The following is a 16,258-nucleotide window of genomic DNA, read 5'->3' on the forward strand; positions in this document are numbered from 1 at the left end:
CTGCGTTGCTGCCGAGGACTCAGGCGGTCGAGATCGCCAGGATCGGATCCGTGGTCGGGACGTCGGATCCGCCCGCGTCCTCGACCGTGACGGCGACCACGGCGCCTTCGGCGAGCGTGCCCTCGAGAGGCGCGACCGTGCGGCCGTCTCCTCCGTCGAAGGTGCCGGCGGGGACGGCGCCCGAGGTGCCGATGTACCAGAGCTCGTAGGTCTTGTCCTCGGGCAGCGGCGCGAGGTCGTCGACGACGAGCGCCGAGCGGCCGAGCGAGCTCGACCAGACCAGCGTCGCCGACTCGCCGGTGGCGAGCGCGCTCACGGTCTCCTGCACGTCGGGGGCGCTGCGGATCTGCTCGAGCGCGGTCTGCTGCTGCGTCTGACCGGCGTCAGGAGACAGCAGCGGCGGGAGGGTCACTCCCCCGACGATGATGACCGCAGCTGCGGCGGCGGCCGAGAGGTAGACGGCAGGGCGCGCGAACCAGCGGCTGCGGCTCCTAGCCTCCGCGCTGTGACGCGCGGGGGCGGGCGCCTCGTCGAGCGGGTCGACGGCGTGCAGACGCGGGGACCCGTCCTGCCGGGCGTCGTCCTGCTGGGAGTCGTCCTCGGGCAACGAGGGCAGCTGCGGTGTCGTGGCGATGAGAGCCATCAGGTCGGCCTTCAGCGCCGGTGACGGCGCGACCGGGGGCGCACTGGCGGCGAGAGCCTCGGCGACGGCCGAGAAGTCGTCGACCTCGTCCCGCGCCTCCGGGTGCTCGAGGAGGTACCGGGTGAACCGGGCCTCCTCCGCCGGCGTCAGGATGCCGAGCGCATGGCCGGCAGCGAGCTCTCGCGGATCGGCGGGGCCATCGGAATCGTGCGTGTCGTTCACAGGGCCACCCCCATCTCTTCTCGAAGTCTGATCATTCCGTCGCGGAGTCGTGTCTTGACGGTGCCTATGGGGCACTTCAGGATCCCCGCGATCTCACTGTGCGAGTATCCGCCGTAGTACGCGAGCTGCAGCGCCTGGCGCTGGAGCTCGGTGAGCCTGCCGAGTGCGGCTGCGACCTTCTCATGCTCGAGGGACACCTCCGCCTGCTCCGCGACCTGGTCGTACTCACGACCGAGATCTCGGATACCGATGCGGACGTCCCTATCGCGGCCCGCTTGAGCCGCGCGTACTCGATCGATGGCCCTGCGGTGTGCCATCGTGAGGATCCAGGTCGTCGCGCTCCCTTTATTCGGAGCGAATCGTCCAGCGGTTTGCCAGATCTCGAGGAACACCTCCTGGGTGACCTCCTCGGACTGCGCACGATCGACGAGGACGCGGATGACGAGCCCCAGCACCCGGGACGCGAAGAGGTCGTACAGCTCGGAGAAGGCCCGCTGATCGCCGTTCGTGATGCGCTCGAGGAGCGCTCCGGCATCCGCCGTCGTGTCGTCGCTCATCCGTGCTGCCCCGCTCGTGCCCGGTTCTTGAGGTTCCGGGTCATCCAGAAGGCTGCCACGGCCAGGCCCGCGATCACGACCGACACTTCGAGCGGGTGAGTCACGAAACGGACATCGAGCGACAGGGCGCCGGCATCGACGAGAGCCGGAGCGGACAGTCGGGGGGACAGCCACAGCGAGACGATCGCGACGAGAGCGGCGGTCAGCCCCGGAGAACTGCGGGGGCGCACGAGGACCCAGACGCCGGCGGCGAGGTCGAGGATCGCGAGCGTGCGCATGATCGCGCCCTGCGACACGACCACTCCGCCGCCGAGCAGCGCCCCGTCCGCGGAGTCGACACCGGGGGCGGCGAGGAAGTAGAGGACGGCGGCGAGGACCAGGCCGAGGCCGGCCACCAGCCGCGCAGCGATCCGGAGCGCCTTGGGACTCTTCATTCCGGATCACGCCTGCCTGTCGGGGATCGGGACGATCGCTCGCCGCGGGCCCTCGCCCGGCCGCTCCGACGCGGAGATGAGGGGGCCGGACCGCAGAAACGCCTCTCGGCGCGAGGCCGCTCGAAGCGGCTATAAGTGGAGCCCGGGGTTACTGCGATCCGGCCTCCGCCAGTGTACCGGCTGCCCCCCGGGTGCCCGCGAGGGGCGTTCGCAGTCGGAGAACGCGGGGCGCGGCGGGGTTGCGGAGGCGCGGCGGGGTTGCGGAGGCGCGGCGGGGTTGCGGAGGGCTCTACTCGAGGGAGTCGCTGCGCCACAGCCGCGCGCAGCTGACGAGCTCGGCGGCCGTCGTCGAGAGGCGGAGAGCACGCGTGGTCAGCTCGCTGGCGCGCGCCTCGTCGGTGAACTCGACGTCGTCGGCGACGGAGGCGGCACCGGAGGCGCTCACCCGGCAGAACGCGGCCGCCCTGTCGAGCGCCACCGCGAAGTCGCCGTCGAACACGCCGCGGAGGATCCGGTCGGCGAGCTCGGTGATCTCGGCGGGCCCCGTCGGAGTGACCGCTCCGGCCACGACCGGGTCGATCGTCGCCGACAGCTCGACGCCCCGCTGGTAGAGGAAGCTCGTGCTCTCGGGATCCTGGCGGATCACGAGGCGGAGCAGGTAGATGCGCCAGAGCGCGCCCGGCAGGCTGGCCGCGCTGGAGCGTGCCCACAGCTCGGCGAGCGCGTCGATGCCGTTGTGGTCGGTGTACTCGACGAGGCGATCGATGATCACCGGGTCGGGGTCGTTCCGCACGCGGCTGAGCAGCGCGATGGCCGTCTCGTGCGCGACGCGGCTGATCTGCGCCGGGTCCTCTCCTCCCTGGAACGCCTCGAAGACGTGGGAGGGGAACTTGGTCGGCTTGTGGAAGCCGTCTGTCATGGAGCCGCCTTCCGCGGTGGGGGTGCGTCGCCGATCGCTTTCATCGGTCCGAGGAGGGTAACGCGCGGGCGGCCCGGGGTATGCCCCGCGCCTTCGACGACCACGCCGGGCGCTACCCTGGATGCCGCGGGCCTCTAGCTCAGTTGGCAGAGCAGCGGACTTTTAATCCGCGGGTCGTCGGTTCGAGCCCGACGGGGCCCACCCTCGCGAGGCACTCCCCCGGGCCGGCTGCAGCGGCGTCACGCTCATTCCGCGGCGATGTCCGCCGCCTCCGCGAATGCACGCCGGAGCTCGTCCCTCTTGCCGGGCTGCTTGAGTGCGAGCGGTGAGGGGTGCCACGTGTCGATCACACGCATGTCGGAGGAGACCGCGCCATGGGGAAGACGCTTCCAGCCCTTCTGCGCGTAAAGACCGGCCGCGACCACGACACGCACCTCGGTCAGGAGGCGTAGAAGTCCACGGAGTTCGGTGGCGCCGTCCTCGAGTTCGCGCGACGTGGGTTTCCGGCTCGCCACTCCCAGGTACCACGGCACGATGTTCCAGTGCAGGGTGTGATCGGTCAGCCCGACCTCGTCGCGGAGGTTCCAGCAGTTGGCGGCGGTCTGATCGTCGTTATCGGCGGAGATGAAGCCGGAGCCCGGCCGACGGTTCGAGGAGTTCGTCATGAGACCGGGAGCCTCCATCAGGATCAGCACCCGCGCCTCGATCCCGGCTTCAGCGGGATCGAAGTGGGGCACGACCGTCCGCACATCGTTCTCTCCTCGCTCGGGTGAGAGGGCGCTTCGGCGATCGACCAGCTCGCGGCTCCAGTCGACCAGGGGCTAAACGGTCGGAGAGGAGGCGAGGAGCGCCTTGCGGTCGGCGACCACGGCCGGATCGGCAAGGCCACGAGGGGCAGGAAGGAACATGCGGCGACGGTACGCCCGAGGTCCGACAGTGCGGGCGGCGGTCACTCGTGACAGAGGGACCAGTCGCTGTCGGGGTAGTCGAGGGTGGCCGTGCCGACGAGGAGGCGCCAGACGCCGTCGTGGTGCTCGAGGAGGCGGCCCTGGACGATCTCGGAGGCCCAGCCGTCGTCCGTGCGGTACCAGTGGACGAGGCGGACGGTCACGGCGCTGCGGGTGCCGACGCGAGGGGACATCGTCGTCCTTTCCGGGAGTGGCGAGGGGTGAAGTGCAGGTCGGTCGAGAGAGCCGGCGGCTCGGGGGTGAGGGTCTGACGCTGGTGGGTCTCGATACGCCGCCTGCGGCAGCTACTCGACCAGCATGCGAAGGGCGGCGTGTCTTCGTGGGCTGAGGCTGGCCGCTTCGACCGGGATCGTGACGGGGCTGGCCACTTCGACCGGGATCGCGGCGGGGCGGGACGGCCGGCGGAAAGGGGTCGCCGACCGTCCCGCGAGCGTCACCGGGTCGGGTCGTCGGGCCAGAAGCAGACCATCGTCATCGTGGAGCGGTAGAAGACGGTCCTGGCATCGACCATGTCGACCGGGCGGTCCGGGTCGTCCGGGTAGAGCTCGCCCGCCGAGTCGACGCCGGGTGGGAGGCACTTGTCCTCCGCGACGTAGCGGGTGGGCCTCGTGGGGGCGTACCAGTCGCCGAGGCCCTGGTCGGTGCCGGCGATGAACGAGGGGATCCTCGTGTACAGGCAGACGAGCGTCAGCGACGCCCCACTGCGGACGAAGCGGTAGTCGGTGGTGAAGAGGCCCGTGTCCGGTGCACCGATCAGGAGGCCGCCGTAATAGCAGGAGCCGCTCGACGAGATGTCCGTGGAGGCGTAGCCGTCGAGGTTGGCGCCGGCGTTGTGATCGGCGAGGGCGGGAGTCGCGGCGGCGCCCACGAGGGCGACGGCGGCGGCGAGAGCGAGGAAGGAGGAACGGAAGGACGGCATGGACGGTCTCCTCATCGAGACGGCGTCGGCGCAGTGCGTCGGCAGTGACGGGGCGCTCCACGATCGAGCGACGGCGGGACATCGGCGAGCACGGGCGACAGAATTGTCTCCCGATCGGACGCTCCGCAGGCGTCCGGCGGACCGGATGACCCGAACTCTAGACCGCCGAGCGCCGGGTGTCTGCCCCCTGCGAGGTCCCGAAGGTACGGCGACGGTCGGCGCCGTGCGAGGAGATCCCCGCCCTCATCCTCCGGGAGCGTCGGCGCAGGACGCGATCACTCGGTCCGAACGATCCGGCCTCGATCAGGAGGCGGAGTGAGGCGGTCACCTGCCGGGCCAGACGGCGATCGATGTCTCCCGGCACCCGCACCGCGGCCATCAGGTCGAGTGCCGTCCGCGTGGTGCGAGAGATCGCCATCCCCGAACCCTAGGGACACCGCCGGAGCCGTGCCTCACCCCGGCCCGGGGCCGCGCGACGGAACCATTGCTCGGCCGTCGCGCGCCCTGGTCGGGGGTGGGTCAGCTCGAGCTGCCGTCGCCGCGGCCTGTGGCCGACTGCAGGCGGTCGATGTGCTCCGAGGCCTGGGCCTTGGTGAGATCGGCGGGCAGGGTCTCGCCCGCCTCGCGGGCGAGGGTGTCGAGGTAGCTGCGCTGCGGGCCGGTCATCGGCTCGTCGCCGGTGACCCAGTCGGACGGGTCCTTGCTGGCGCTGGTGTCGCTGCTGTCGTCGGCTCGGGCGCCGAGGACGTCGCCCTCGGTCTTGACGTCGGGATCGGTGGTGTTGTCATCGCTCATGCACTCGACGCTACGCGCGACCACCGACACCGACGAGGGCTTGCGGAGAAGCTCCTTCAGCGCCGTTCTCCGGGTCACGACCCGAGCAGGGCGTGCGCCACCGTGAAGATGACCAGGCCGGCGAGCGACCCGACGACGGTGCCGTTGATCCGGATGAACTGCAGGTCCTTCCCGACCTGGAGCTCGAGCTTCTCGGAGGTCTCGCGAGGGTCCCAGCGCTGGATCGTCTCGCCGATGATGCTGGCGATGTCGGTGCGGTAGCGGTCCACGAGATTGGCCGCGACCGTCCCGATCCAGGTGTCGACGGTCGAGGCGAGCGCGTCGTCGGACGAGAGCCGGCGGCCGAGGTCGACGACGATCGACTCGATGCTGCCGCGGAGGGGGCTCTCGGGGTCGTCCATCGCCCCGAGCAGCGACGCCTTCGTGGTCTCCCACACGTCGCCGGCGAGATCGCGCACCCGGGGGCTGTCGAAGGCGCGGTTCTTGATCTCCTCGACGCGGGCGATGAGGTCGGGGTCGGTCCCCAGATCCTGCGCGAGGGTCGCGAGGTAGCCGTCGATCGCGATCCGGAGGGGGTGGCCCTGGTCGTCGCGGACAGCGCCCACGAAGACGAGGGCCTCGTGGTAGAGACGCTCGTCGACCGCCCTGCTGACCGCGGAGGGCAGCCAGCTGGGGAGGCGGCCGCTGACCATGCGGGTGAAGCTCTGCGGATTCGCGGCGAGCCACTGCTCCGCCTGCTCGACGAGCGTGTCGACCAGTCGCCGGTGGTGCCCCGACTCGACGATGCCGCCCACGAGGGAGCCGAGCGGCGGCCCCCACTGCGGATCGAGCAGATGGCGCCGCGCGAGCGCCTCGATGACCCGCTGGACGTCGGAGTCGTCGAGCAGCGCGATCGCGGCCCGGACGGCCGCTGCGCTCTCGCCGCCGACCCGCTGGGCGTTGGCCGGCTCCGCGAGCCACTGGCCGGCCCGGCGCGCGATGCCGAACGAGTCGAGCTTCTCGCGCACGATCGCGCCGCGGAGGAAGTTCTCCTCGACGAACTGCGCGAGGCTCGCGCCGATCTCGTCCTTCTTGGTCGGGATGATCGCCGTGTGCGGGATGGGCAGGCCGAGCGGTCGGCGGAAGAGAGCCGTCACCGCGAACCAGTCGGCGAGCGCACCGACCATGCCGCCCTCGCTGGCGGCGCGGACCCACTGCAGCCACGGGTAGCGGTCCTGCAGGGCGAAGGAGACGGTGAAGACGATCGCCATCAGCACGAGCAGGCCGGTGGCGAGGCGCTTCATCCGGACGAGCGCGGCCCGCTTCGCCTCGTCGTCCCGGCCGGCGGCGGTGGTCGCCGGCGTCATGACGAGACGGGGAACCCCTCGTGCCGGATCCCCCAGGCGACGGCCCACTCCTCGCCCGGCTCGAGCCAGCGCAGTCCCTGACCGGAGTTGAGGGCGTCGGCCGGCGCGGTCATCGGCTCGACGGCGATCGCGGTCTTGACATCGTCGCCCTCGGGGAAGATGCGGGTGATGAAGACCTGGATGTAGTTGTGCGAGGCGTCGGCCCACATCAGGACGCGGCGGCCGTCGGACGCGCTCACGCCGTGCACGCTCTCTCCGTCGACGACGGTGACGTCGGCCCAGGCGTCGTCGAGCTCGAGGTCGCCGATGCGCCGTCCGCCGCGGAGATCCCAGTCGGTGCCGTCGACAGGGCTCTGCCCGGTGGGGTTGAGCCGCTCGTCGACGTCGATGTGCACGGCGGCGTCGACGGTGAGCTCGAGCTCGTCGGTCGGGACGTCGCCGATGGCGAGGAAGGGGTGCGTGCCGACCGCGACCGGCGCCTCCTCGGCCCCGACGTTCACGACGCGGTGCACCACCCTGAGGCCGTCGGCCTGGAGCTCGTAGCGGACGCTCGTCTCGAGGTGGAACGGCCAGCCGCGCTGCGGGACGACGGGGGCGGCCAGCTCGACGAAGGACGGGCCCTGCTCGACGAGCCGGTACGACGTGTTGGTCAGCAGCCCGTGCAGGGCGTTGTGGTACTTCGGCTCGGTGATGTCGAGCTGGAGGGTGCGGCCGCCGTGGTGCCACTTGCCGTCCTTGACGCGGTTCGGCCAGGGCATCAGGACGGTTCCCGAGCCGAACGGCGGAACGACGCTGTCCGGGTAGGAGGCGGTGATCTCGACTCCGTCGACGGAGAGGTGGCGCAGCGCTGCGGCGACCTCCGTGACGACGGCGTGCAGAGTGCGTCCCTCGGCGGTGAGGTCGAGTGCGAACTGGCGCCCGGTTGCGGGGGCGGGGGTGAAGTCGGCCATGGCTGAATCCTACGGACTGCTCCTCGGAGGCGGCCCTCCGCAGCGGGTGACGGCGAGCCCGGCCCCCTCGAGGCTCCGCACGATCTCGTCGGGCGCCGCCTGCCCGGTCAGCAGGCGGTCGAACTCGGTGGTGGCGGCCACCCGGCCGAGGTCGACCACGCCGAGCTTGCGGGAGTCGGCGACGACGACGCGGCGCGACGCCGCGTGCAGCATGCGCCGCTTGAGGGTCGCCTCCGGGAGGTTGACGTTGGTGATGCCGGCGTCGGGATGCACGCCGGTGCAGCCGATGAAGACGACGTCGGCGCGCAGTCGCTCGAGCACCTCGGAGGCGAGCGGCTCGACCAGCGAGTGCTGCAGGGGGCGGAGGGTGCCCCCGGTGACGACGACGGTGAAGCGCGGGATCGCGGGCTCGAGGGCGAGAGCGGTGGACAGGCCGTTGGTGATGACTGTCACGTCTCGCAGATCATCGCGCGCGACGAGGGCGCGGGCGATGGCGAGCGGGGTGGTGCCGACGTCGAGGATGACGCTCTGACCCGAGGAGACGGAGGAGGCGGCCTCCCGCCCGATCGCGGCCTTCTCGTCGGAGGCGGCGGCCAGGCCCTCCTCGAGCGAGCGCTCGCCGACGCGCTCGGCGACGGGGATGGCGCCGCCGCGGACCCTCTGCACCGAGCCCTCGCCGGCGAGCTGGTCGAGATCGGAGCGCACGGTCACGACCGAGACGCCGAGCCGGTCGGACAGGTCGGCGACCGAGACGAACCCGAGCTGCTCGGCGAGCAGGCGCATGCGCACGCGCCGCTCGAGAGCGGACTGGGCCTCGGGCTCTGCCATCCGCCCATCGTCGCCTCCGGAGGAGCGGTTGTCAAAGAGAAAACGGGCTTTCCTTTTCGAAGGTCTGGAGTTATCGTGTGCGGTGTCATGAACGAAGCGATCACACTCACCGGCGGCGTCGTCAAGCGCCCGCACACCCTCGCCGACGGCCGCGAGCTCCTCTACTTCGACGATGCCGAGACGACGCTGCCGCCCGAGCGCGCCGCCGACGCTCGCGTCCTCGATCCGCGCCCCGCCACCGCGCGCATGCGGCAGGACCCGCTCACCGGGGAGTGGGTGTCGATCGCCGCCTCTCGGCAGAACCGCGTGTTCCTGCCCCCGGCCGAGCTCGACCCGCTCGCGCCGGCCTCACCGACCAATCCGTCGGAGGTGCCGAGCCGCTACGACGTCGCCGTCTTCGAGAACCGCTCGCCATCGTTCGGGCCGCTGCTCGAGGACGCCGACGCGCCCGCCTCCCTCGACGACCTCCGGACCCTCGGCCTCGGCCGCACCCTCACCAGCGTCGGCCGCTGCGAGGTGGTCTGCTTCAGCCCTGAGCACGAGGGGTCGTTCGCGACGCTCAGCGCCTCCCGCGCCCGCACCGTGGTCGAGGCCTGGGCCGACCGCGTCGCCGCTCTCTCGGCGCTCCCCGGCGTGCAGCAGGTCTTCCCGTTCGAGAACCGCGGAGAGGCCATCGGCGTCACCCTGCACCACCCGCACGGGCAGATCTACTCGTACCCCTACGTGACCCCCCGGACGACCCGCCTCCTCGCCTCGCTCGACTCCTACGGTCCGACGCTCTTCGCCGACATCCTGGCGTTCGAGCAGGCCGGCGAGCGCGTGCTGATCCGCGGCGAGCACTTCACCGCCTTCGTTCCCTTCGCGGCGCGCTGGCCCATCGAGGTGCACCTGCTGCCCCACCGCCACATCGCCGACATCAGCGAGACGACCCCGGAGGAGCGCGACGAGCTCGCGACGGTCTACCAGCGCCTGCTCCGCGGCATCGACGCGCTCTACGACTCGCCGACCCCCTACATCTCGGCCTGGCACCAGGCGCCCGTGCGCGAGCGCCGCGACGAGGTGCGGCTGATGCTCCAGATCACCTCACCCCGCCGCGCCGAGAGCAAGCTCAAGTACCTCGCGGGCAGCGAGGCCGCGATGGGAGCCTGGATCGGCGACATCGCCCCCGAGACGAGCGCCGCCGCTCTGCGCTCCGCCATCGAGCGCGCCGACGCCGCGACCCTGGCCGCCGAGGCCGCCGACAACCCCGAGGCCACGGTCTCCGACTCCAGCAGCATCGAGGAGAACCGATGACCGACACCAGCGCCTCCCTCGACTCCGTCGCCGAGCGTGCCGTCCGAGACTTCGAGCGCGCCTACGACCGCGAGCCCGCCGGCGTGTGGGCCGGTCCCGGCCGGGTGAACCTGATCGGCGAGCACACCGACTACAACGAGGGCTTCGTCTTCCCCTTCGCCATCGATCGCGCCACGGCGATGGCGGTCGCTCCCCGGGAGGACCGCGTCATCCGCATCGCGAGCGCCTTCTCCCCCGAGGTCGTCGAGACCACGATCGACGACCTCGGCCCCGGCGCGCTCGCGGGCTGGTCGGCGTATCCGCTCGGCGTCGTCTGGGCGCTCTCGGAGTACGGAGTCGACCTCGACGGCCGCTCGGGCTTCGACGCCTTCGTCGACTCCGACGTGCCGGTCGGCGCCGGGCTCTCGAGCTCCGCCGCCCTGATGTGCGCGATGGCCGTGGCCCTCGACGAGCTCTGGGGGCTGGGCCTCGACCGCGCGACTCTCGCCCGGATCGGCCGCAGGGCCGAGAACGTCGCGGTCGGTGCGCCGACCGGGATCATGGACGAGTCGGCGTCGCTCTTCGGGAAGCGCGACGCCGCCGTGTTCCTCGACTGCCGGAGCCTCGACACCGAGGTCATCCCGCTCGGCTTCGAGGAGGCGGGACTCGTCCTGCTCGTGATCGACACCCGCGTCGAGCACGCGCACGCCACCGGCGGCTACGCCGAGCGTCGCGCCTCCTGCGAGCTCGGCGCCTCGGTCATGGGAGTGGAGTCGCTGCGCGAGCTGTCGGTCGACGACCTGCCGCAGGCCGAGGAGCTGCTCGACGACGTCACGTTCCGCCGCGTGCGGCACATCATCACCGAGAACGCCCGCGTCCTCTCGACGGTGCGCACCCTCCGCGAGGAGGGCCCGCGAGCGATCGGCGGGCTGCTCGACGAGGGCCACCTGTCGCTCCGCGACGACTTCGAGATCTCGATCCCCGAGCTCGACACGGCCGTCGAGTCCTCCCGCGGCGCGGGAGCGATCGGCGCGCGCATGACCGGCGGCGGCTTCGGCGGCTCGGCGATCGCGCTCACGCCGATCGAGAAGGAGGCGGAGGTCCGCGAGGCCGTCCTCGCCGCCTTCGCCGAGAAGGGCTTCCGCGAGCCCGCACTCTTCCTCGTCACCGCGGCGGACGGCGCGGGACGCGCGCGCTGAAGGGGGCTGCGGGCGGGCGGTGGATCGCTGATCGGGCAGCCGCAGTGCGGTCCGGGGCCAGCCCGTTGATCGAGCACCCGCACTACGGTCCGGCGCCAGCGCGCTGATCGAGTAGCCCGTGCGGCGGTCCGGCGCCGGCTCGCTCATCGAGCAGTCCGCACCGCGGTCCGGCGCCAGCTCGCTGATCGAGTAGCCCGCGCAGCGGGCGTATCGAGATCCACATCCGTCAGAAGGCGGGGTCTGCGCCGCGATCTGCTGACGCTGGTGGGTCTCGATACGCCCCTGCGGGGCTACTCGACCAGCATGGGAGGGCGGCGGCGCCGACCTCTCCCCCCGCCGCAGCGACGCGGAGCGCCTTCGCCTGCCGGGCTACTCGACCGGCAGACCGGCCGCGGGCGGCACGACCGCGCGGGGGGCGCCTCCGGTGACGCGGACGAGCTCGTCGAACGTCGTCGGGTAGACGGTGTGCGCGTGGCCAGCGGCCGCCCAGACGGTCTCGTACTGCGCGAGCTCGTCGTCGACCAGCGTGCGCAGGCGCTGCGGGTGACCGACCGGCGCGACGCCTCCGATGGTCTGCCCAGTCGCCTCCTTGACGAGGGAGGCGGATGCGCGGGTGATCACTCCGCCCAGCTCCTGACCGAGCCAGGCCGTGTCGACACGGTGGCCGCCGCTCGTGAGGACGAGCAGCGGCTCACCGTCGAGCAGGAACACCAGCGAGTTCGCGATCTGGCCGACCTCGATCCCGAGCGCCGCCGCGGCGAGCGCCGCCGTCGACGCGGCCTCGTCGAGCCAGCGGACGGGCGGGTGGACGCCCGACTCCGCGAGATCGGCGAGGACGCGGTCGACGGCGGGGTGGCTTCGTACGCTCATGCCGCCGAGGCTAGCGCGGGGCTCAGCCCTTGAGGGTCGCGACGTCGATGACGAAGCGGTAGCGCACGTCCGAGGCGAGCACGCGCTCGTAGGCCTCGTTGATCTGCGACGCCGAGACGACCTCGACCTCGCTCGCGATGCCCTTCTCGGCGCAGAAGTCGAGCATCTCCTGGGTCTCCTTGATGCCTCCGATGCCCGATCCCGCGAAGGAGCGGCGGGCGCCGAACAGCGTGAACACGTGCAGCGGCAGGGCCTCGGCGGGGGCACCGACGTTGACCATCGTGCCGTTGCGACGCAGCAGGCCGAGGTACGCGTCGAGATCGAGCACCGCGCTCACTGTGTTGATGATGATGTCGAAGGTGTTGGCGAGCGTCGTGAACGTCTCCTCGTCCTTCGTCGCGTAGTAGTGGTCGGCTCCGAGGCGGAGGCCGTCCTCCTGCTTGCTCAGCGACTGCGAGAGCACGGTGACCTCGGCGCCCATGGCGTGCGCGAACTTGACGGCCATGTGGCCGAGCCCGCCGAGTCCGACGACGGCGACGCGCTTGCCCGGGCCCGCCTCCCAGTGCGAGAGCGGCGAGTAAGTGGTGATGCCGGCGCACAGCAGCGGCGCGGCGGCCTCGTAGGGGATCGACTCCGGGACGCGGAGGACGAAGTCCTCGACGACCACGACGTGAGTCGAGTAGCCGCCCTGGGTGATGGTGCCGTCGCGGTCCACGGAGGCGTAGGTGCCGGTGTTGCCCTTGAGGCAGTACTGCTCCTCGCCGGCGAGGCAGTTCTCGCACTCGCGGCAGGAGTTGACCATGCAGCCGACGCCGACGCGGTCGCCGACCTTGTGCTTGCTGACCTCGGAGCCGACCTCGGCGACGACGCCGACGATCTCGTGGCCGACGGTCAGCGGGTACTGCACCGGTCCCCACTCTCCGCGGACGGTGTGGATGTCGGAGTGGCAGATGCCGGAGTAGGCGATCTCGATGAGCACGTCGTGGGCGCCGACATCGCGGCGCTCGATGGTGGTGGGGACCAGCGGCTCGGTGGCGGAGGGAGCGGCGTAGGCGTTGACAGTGAGCATGTGTTCTCCTCGGGGGCGGGCGCACGCGGAAGACGGATCGTGCGGGGGTGGGGGTCGCGAGTGCGCATCCCCAGGCTATCGATCCGGTCTGGACGCTCCCCGTAGGCTCGGGGGATGCGGACCACGGTCGATCTGAACGCCGATCTGGGCGAGGGCTTCGGCGTGTGGGAGCTCGGCGACGACGAGGCGATCCTCGGCGTCGTCTCGAGCGCCAGCATCGCCTGCGGGTTCCACGCCGGCGACCCGTCGATCATGCTCGCCCGCTGCCGCACCGCGGACTCGCGCGGAGTCGCGATCGGCGCGCACGTCTCGTACCGCGATCTCGCCGGCTTCGGTCGACGCGAGATCCCGGTGGGCCGCGACGAGCTGCACGCCGACGTCGTCTACCAGATCGGCGCACTGCAGGCGGCCGCGCGGGCGGCGGGCACCCGGGTGCGCTACGTGAAGCCGCACGGCGCCCTCTACAACCGCATCGTGCACGACGAGGTCCAGGCGGAGGCGGTCGCCGCCGCGGTCCGCGACGTCGCGCCCGGCCTCCCGCTGCTCGGTCTCGCCTCCTCGGCCGTCGAGCGCGCGGCTGCGTCGGCCGGCCTGCCCTTCCTGCGGGAGGCGTTCGTCGACCGCGGCTACCGCGCCGACGGCTCGCTGGTGCCGCGCGGCGAGCCCGGCGCCGTGCTGTCGGATCCGGCGCTGGTCGCCTCCCGCGCCGTCCGGATGATCGTCGACGGCGCCGTGCAGGCGAGCACCGGCGAGCACCTCGCCGTGCGGGTCGACTCGCTGTGCGTGCACGGCGACTCTCCGGGTGCCCTCGCAATGGCGGAGGCGGTGCGCGCCGCTCTGGCGCGGGCAGGCGTCGAGCTCGCTCCCGCCGCCCCGTGATCGCCGCGCGACTCCTCCCCTCCGGCGACCGCGCCGTGCTCGTCGAGGTCGCCGACCTCGAGGCCGCCCTGGCGCTGACCGCCGCCCTCGAGCGCGGGCGACCCGTCGGCGTGCTCGATCTGGTGCCGGCCGCGCGGACGGTGCTGGTGGTGATCGAGCCCGGCGAGCTCCCGCTGGCTCAGGCCCGCCGGTGGATCCGCGACGTCGCCGGCACGGCTGCACCGAGCGGGGCCGATCTCGCCGGGCGGAGGCACGACATCGCGGTCCGCTACGACGGCGCGGATCTCGTCGCGGTCGCCGACGCGCTCGGGTGGAGTGTCCAAGAGCTCGTCGAGCGCCACACCGCGACGCCGTGGCGTGCGGCGTTCGGAGGCTTCGCACCCGGCTTCGCGTACCTCGCCGCCCGCACGCCGTGGCCCGAGATCGCCCGGCGCACCGAGCCGCGGACGCGCGTCCCGGCGGGCTCCGTCGCGCTCGCCGGCGAGTGGTCGGCCGTCTACCCGCGCTCCTCCCCCGGCGGCTGGCAGCTGATCGGGTCGACGGAGGCGGTGCTCTGGGACGCGGACCGCACCCCTCCCGCGCTCCTCGCCCCCGGCGACGAGATCCGCTTCCGGGCGCTGCCGTGAGCCTCCGCGTGCTCGATCCGGGGCTGCTCGCGCTGATCGAGGACGAGGGGCGGCCCGGCTACGCCGCCCTCGGCGTCGGTCGCTCCGGTGCGATGGACCGCGGGGCGCTCCGGACCGCGAACCGGCTGCTCGGGAACGCCCCGGACGCCGCGGGGATCGAGCTGCTCGGCGCAGGCTTCACGGCGCGCTTCGACTCGGACGCGTGGTTCAGCCTCGCGGGCGGTGCCGGGATCGCGACGCTGGACGGGCGAGCGGTCGACCGCCTGCTCCCAGCGCTCGCGCCAGCGGGGTCCGTCCTGAGACTCGGCCCGCTGCGCGCGGGACTCCGGCGCCTCCTCGCGATCCGTGGCGGTGTCGCGGTGCCGGCGATGCTCGGATCCCGCTCGCGCGACACGCTGTCCGCACTCGGGCCGGAGCCGCTCCGCGCAGGGGACGAGCTGCCGATCGGAGCGGCTCCGCATCCCGTGCGAAGCGTCGACTGGTGGCCGCTCGACGCCCCGGGGCCGGACGTCCGGCTCGATGTGCATCCCGGGCCACGGCTCGACCGGCTGCCGGAGGGGACGTGGCAGCGTCTGCTCGCGGGACCGTGGCGAGTGAGCGGCGACGCGGACCGGGTCGGCATCCGCCTCCTGGGTGCGCCGCTGCCGACCGGCGACGCGGGCGAGCTGGCCAGCGAGGGGCTCGTGCACGGCTCGGTGCAGCTGCCGCCGTCGGGCCGGCCGGTGGTGTTCGGGCCCGATCACCCCGTGACGGGCGGGTATCCCGTCGTCGCGGTGGTCGACTCCGCGTCGCTGGATCTGCTGGCGCAGCTGACGCCGGGGAGCTCGGTGCTGCTCCGGGCGGCTCGCCGGCAGGGATGAGCAGGCGATCGGGCGGCTAGCGCAGGGCGCGCTCCGCCGCCGACACCACGTTGTGGATGAGCATCGCCCGCGTCATCGGGCCGACGCCGCCCGGGACGGGCGACAGCCAGCCCGCGACCTCGGCGACTCCGGGAGCGACGTCGCCGGTGAGCTTCGCCTTGCCCGTGTCGGGGTTCTCGACGCGCGTGATCCCGACATCGAGGACGGCCGCTCCGGGCTTCACCCAGTCGGCCGCGATCAGCCCGGGCACGCCGACCGCCGCGACCACGATGTCGGCGCGGCGCACCTCGCCCGCGAGATCGGTCGTGCGCGAGTGCGTGAGCGTCACCGTCGCATCCAGTCCCTTGCGAGTCAGGAGGAGTCCGAGAGGGCGCCCGACCGTCAGCCCGCGACCGACGACCACCACGTGGCGTCCCTGCAGCGGGATGTCGTGGCGCTTGAGCATCTCGACGATGCCGTTCGGCGTGCAGGGCAGCGGGCTGTCGAGCTCACCCTCGACGCCGAGCACCAGGCGCCCGAGATTGGTGGGGTGCAGTCCGTCGGCGTCCTTGTCGGGGTCCATCAGTTCGAGCATCGCGTTCTCGTCGATGCCCTTCGGCAGCGGCAGCTGGATGATGTAGCCGGTCACCGCCTCCGACTCGTTGAGATCACGGATGGCCGCCCGGATGTCGGCCGCGGAGGCCGTCGCGGGCAGGTCGACGCGGATCGACTCGATCCCGACCTCGGCGCAGTCGCGGTGCTTGCCGGCGACGTAGGAGCGGGAGGCGGGGTCGTCGCCGACCAGCAGCGTGCCGAGGCCCGGGACGACGCCCCTCTCGCGCAGAGCGGCGACCCGCTCGGTGATCTCGGCCTTGACCGCTGTCGCCGTCGCGACTCCGTCGAGAATCTGTGCCGTCATGTCG

General features: G+C 72.4%; 19 protein-coding genes and 1 tRNA gene. 6 read left to right on the plus strand and 14 right to left on the minus strand.

Annotated features, from left to right (window positions below; all coding sequences use genetic code 11):
* Positions 1–19 precede the first annotated feature (19 nt).
* From GRS92_RS00225 to GRS92_RS00240, 4 genes are all read right to left on the minus strand, one after another.
* Positions 20–865, minus strand: a complete 846-nt coding sequence (locus tag GRS92_RS00225) for an anti-sigma factor (protein WP_159852226.1) — start codon at positions 863–865, stop codon at positions 20–22.
* Positions 862–1,422, minus strand: coding sequence for an ECF RNA polymerase sigma factor SigK (gene sigK / locus GRS92_RS00230; RefSeq protein WP_159852227.1), 561 nt, complete (start codon positions 1,420–1,422; stop codon positions 862–864). The genes GRS92_RS00225 and sigK overlap by 4 nt, the downstream gene beginning before the upstream one ends.
* Positions 1,419–1,856: a hypothetical protein gene (locus GRS92_RS00235; protein WP_159852228.1), complete on the minus strand. Its 438-nt coding sequence runs from the start codon at positions 1,854–1,856 to the stop codon at positions 1,419–1,421. The genes sigK and GRS92_RS00235 overlap by 4 nt, the downstream gene beginning before the upstream one ends.
* A gap of 289 nt (positions 1,857–2,145) precedes the next feature.
* Complete coding sequence (locus GRS92_RS00240; RefSeq protein WP_159852229.1) at positions 2,146–2,775, minus strand: DNA-directed RNA polymerase subunit beta; 630 nt, start codon at positions 2,773–2,775, stop codon at positions 2,146–2,148.
* 128 nt (positions 2,776–2,903) lie between these two features.
* On the opposite strand from GRS92_RS00240, the gene GRS92_RS00245 reads away from it, so the two are divergent.
* Positions 2,904–2,976: transfer RNA gene (locus GRS92_RS00245), tRNA-Lys, on the plus strand.
* A gap of 44 nt (positions 2,977–3,020) precedes the next feature.
* Here the strand turns inward: GRS92_RS00245 and GRS92_RS00250 are convergent.
* The 7 genes from GRS92_RS00250 to GRS92_RS00280 all read right to left on the minus strand — a co-directional run bounded on the left by GRS92_RS00250 (position 3,021) and on the right by GRS92_RS00280 (position 8,581).
* On the minus strand, positions 3,021–3,512 hold the full coding sequence (locus tag GRS92_RS00250) for a uracil-DNA glycosylase (RefSeq protein WP_235021729.1): 492 nt from the start codon (positions 3,510–3,512) through the stop codon (positions 3,021–3,023).
* Between the two features lie 212 nt (positions 3,513–3,724).
* Positions 3,725–3,916, minus strand: coding sequence for a hypothetical protein (locus tag GRS92_RS00255; protein WP_159852230.1), 192 nt, complete (start codon positions 3,914–3,916; stop codon positions 3,725–3,727).
* Positions 3,917–4,176: 260 nt separating this feature from the next.
* Positions 4,177–4,662: a hypothetical protein gene (locus GRS92_RS00260; protein ID WP_159852231.1), complete on the minus strand. Its 486-nt coding sequence runs from the start codon at positions 4,660–4,662 to the stop codon at positions 4,177–4,179.
* Positions 4,663–5,181: 519 nt separating this feature from the next.
* A complete protein-coding gene (locus GRS92_RS00265; protein ID WP_159852232.1) occupies positions 5,182–5,457 on the minus strand; it encodes a DUF3072 domain-containing protein in 276 nt (91 codons plus the stop codon).
* A 74-nt stretch (positions 5,458–5,531) separates the two neighbouring features.
* The gene (locus tag GRS92_RS00270; protein ID WP_159852233.1) at positions 5,532–6,803 is read right to left on the minus strand and encodes a DUF445 domain-containing protein; all 1,272 of its coding nucleotides are present in this window, start codon (positions 6,801–6,803) and stop codon (positions 5,532–5,534) included.
* Positions 6,800–7,753: an aldose 1-epimerase family protein gene (locus GRS92_RS00275; protein WP_159852235.1), complete on the minus strand. Its 954-nt coding sequence runs from the start codon at positions 7,751–7,753 to the stop codon at positions 6,800–6,802. The genes GRS92_RS00270 and GRS92_RS00275 overlap by 4 nt, the downstream gene beginning before the upstream one ends.
* 9 nt (positions 7,754–7,762) lie before the next feature.
* The gene (locus GRS92_RS00280; protein ID WP_159852237.1) at positions 7,763–8,581 is read right to left on the minus strand and encodes a DeoR/GlpR family DNA-binding transcription regulator; all 819 of its coding nucleotides are present in this window, start codon (positions 8,579–8,581) and stop codon (positions 7,763–7,765) included.
* 87 nt (positions 8,582–8,668) lie between these two features.
* Here GRS92_RS00280 and galT point away from each other — a divergent pair, with 87 nt between their 5' ends.
* Both galT and galK read left to right on the plus strand, forming a co-directional pair.
* Positions 8,669–9,874, plus strand: coding sequence for a galactose-1-phosphate uridylyltransferase (galT, locus tag GRS92_RS00285; protein WP_159852239.1), 1,206 nt, complete (start codon positions 8,669–8,671; stop codon positions 9,872–9,874).
* Positions 9,871–11,052, plus strand: a complete 1,182-nt coding sequence (galK, locus tag GRS92_RS00290) for a galactokinase (RefSeq protein WP_159852241.1) — start codon at positions 9,871–9,873, stop codon at positions 11,050–11,052. The genes galT and galK overlap by 4 nt, the downstream gene beginning before the upstream one ends.
* Before the next feature lie 369 nt (positions 11,053–11,421).
* Here the strand turns inward: galK and GRS92_RS00295 are convergent, their stop codons facing one another.
* Entirely contained in the window at positions 11,422–11,922 is a 501-nt protein-coding gene (locus GRS92_RS00295) for a YbaK/EbsC family protein (protein ID WP_159852243.1), read from the minus strand.
* Positions 11,923–11,944: 22 nt separating this feature from the next.
* Entirely contained in the window at positions 11,945–12,991 is a 1,047-nt protein-coding gene (locus GRS92_RS00300; RefSeq protein WP_159852245.1) for an NAD(P)-dependent alcohol dehydrogenase, read from the minus strand.
* A gap of 114 nt (positions 12,992–13,105) precedes the next feature.
* Between GRS92_RS00300 and GRS92_RS00305 the strand changes: the two genes are divergently transcribed.
* From GRS92_RS00305 to GRS92_RS00315, 3 genes are read left to right on the plus strand one after another with little or no spacing between them, the layout of a single operon-like run.
* Complete coding sequence (locus tag GRS92_RS00305) at positions 13,106–13,870, plus strand: LamB/YcsF family protein (RefSeq protein ID WP_159852247.1); 765 nt, start codon at positions 13,106–13,108, stop codon at positions 13,868–13,870.
* Positions 13,867–14,496 (plus strand): 5-oxoprolinase subunit B family protein, encoded by a 630-nt coding sequence (locus GRS92_RS00310; protein ID WP_327437416.1) that lies wholly within the window; start codon positions 13,867–13,869, stop codon positions 14,494–14,496. The genes GRS92_RS00305 and GRS92_RS00310 overlap by 4 nt, the downstream gene beginning before the upstream one ends.
* On the plus strand, positions 14,493–15,356 hold the full coding sequence (locus tag GRS92_RS00315; RefSeq protein WP_159852249.1) for a biotin-dependent carboxyltransferase family protein: 864 nt from the start codon (positions 14,493–14,495) through the stop codon (positions 15,354–15,356). Before GRS92_RS00310 ends, GRS92_RS00315 begins: the two co-directional genes overlap by 4 nt.
* A gap of 16 nt (positions 15,357–15,372) precedes the next feature.
* On the opposite strand, the gene GRS92_RS00320 is transcribed toward GRS92_RS00315, so the two are convergent.
* Positions 15,373–16,254 (minus strand): bifunctional methylenetetrahydrofolate dehydrogenase/methenyltetrahydrofolate cyclohydrolase, encoded by an 882-nt coding sequence (locus GRS92_RS00320; protein ID WP_159852251.1) that lies wholly within the window; start codon positions 16,252–16,254, stop codon positions 15,373–15,375.
* Positions 16,255–16,258: the final 4 nt, after the last annotated feature.

The organism is Rathayibacter sp. VKM Ac-2754, from assembly GCF_009807095.1.
GTDB lineage: Bacteria > Actinomycetota > Actinomycetes > Actinomycetales > Microbacteriaceae > Rathayibacter.

Coding starts and splice junctions, on each gene's coding strand:
- GRS92_RS00265 (WP_159852232.1), bottom strand. CDS start 5,457: ATGAGCGATGACAACACCACCGATCCCGACGTCAAGACCGAGGGCGAC.
- GRS92_RS00235 (WP_159852228.1), bottom strand. CDS start 1,856: ATGAAGAGTCCCAAGGCGCTCCGGATCGCTGCGCGGCTGGTGGCCGGC.
- galT (WP_159852239.1), top strand. CDS start 8,669: ATGAACGAAGCGATCACACTCACCGGCGGCGTCGTCAAGCGCCCGCAC.
- GRS92_RS00320 (WP_159852251.1), bottom strand. CDS start 16,254: ATGACGGCACAGATTCTCGACGGAGTCGCGACGGCGACAGCGGTCAAG.
- GRS92_RS00275 (WP_159852235.1), bottom strand. CDS start 7,753: ATGGCCGACTTCACCCCCGCCCCCGCAACCGGGCGCCAGTTCGCACTC.
- GRS92_RS00255 (WP_159852230.1), bottom strand. CDS start 3,916: ATGTCCCCTCGCGTCGGCACCCGCAGCGCCGTGACCGTCCGCCTCGTC.
- GRS92_RS00305 (WP_159852247.1), top strand. CDS start 13,106: ATGCGGACCACGGTCGATCTGAACGCCGATCTGGGCGAGGGCTTCGGC.
- GRS92_RS00295 (WP_159852243.1), bottom strand. CDS start 11,922: ATGAGCGTACGAAGCCACCCCGCCGTCGACCGCGTCCTCGCCGATCTC.
- GRS92_RS00240 (WP_159852229.1), bottom strand. CDS start 2,775: ATGACAGACGGCTTCCACAAGCCGACCAAGTTCCCCTCCCACGTCTTC.
- GRS92_RS00300 (WP_159852245.1), bottom strand. CDS start 12,991: ATGCTCACTGTCAACGCCTACGCCGCTCCCTCCGCCACCGAGCCGCTG.
- sigK (WP_159852227.1), bottom strand. CDS start 1,422: ATGAGCGACGACACGACGGCGGATGCCGGAGCGCTCCTCGAGCGCATC.
- GRS92_RS00260 (WP_159852231.1), bottom strand. CDS start 4,662: ATGCCGTCCTTCCGTTCCTCCTTCCTCGCTCTCGCCGCCGCCGTCGCC.
- GRS92_RS00280 (WP_159852237.1), bottom strand. CDS start 8,581: ATGGCAGAGCCCGAGGCCCAGTCCGCTCTCGAGCGGCGCGTGCGCATG.
- GRS92_RS00270 (WP_159852233.1), bottom strand. CDS start 6,803: ATGACGCCGGCGACCACCGCCGCCGGCCGGGACGACGAGGCGAAGCGG.
- galK (WP_159852241.1), top strand. CDS start 9,871: ATGACCGACACCAGCGCCTCCCTCGACTCCGTCGCCGAGCGTGCCGTC.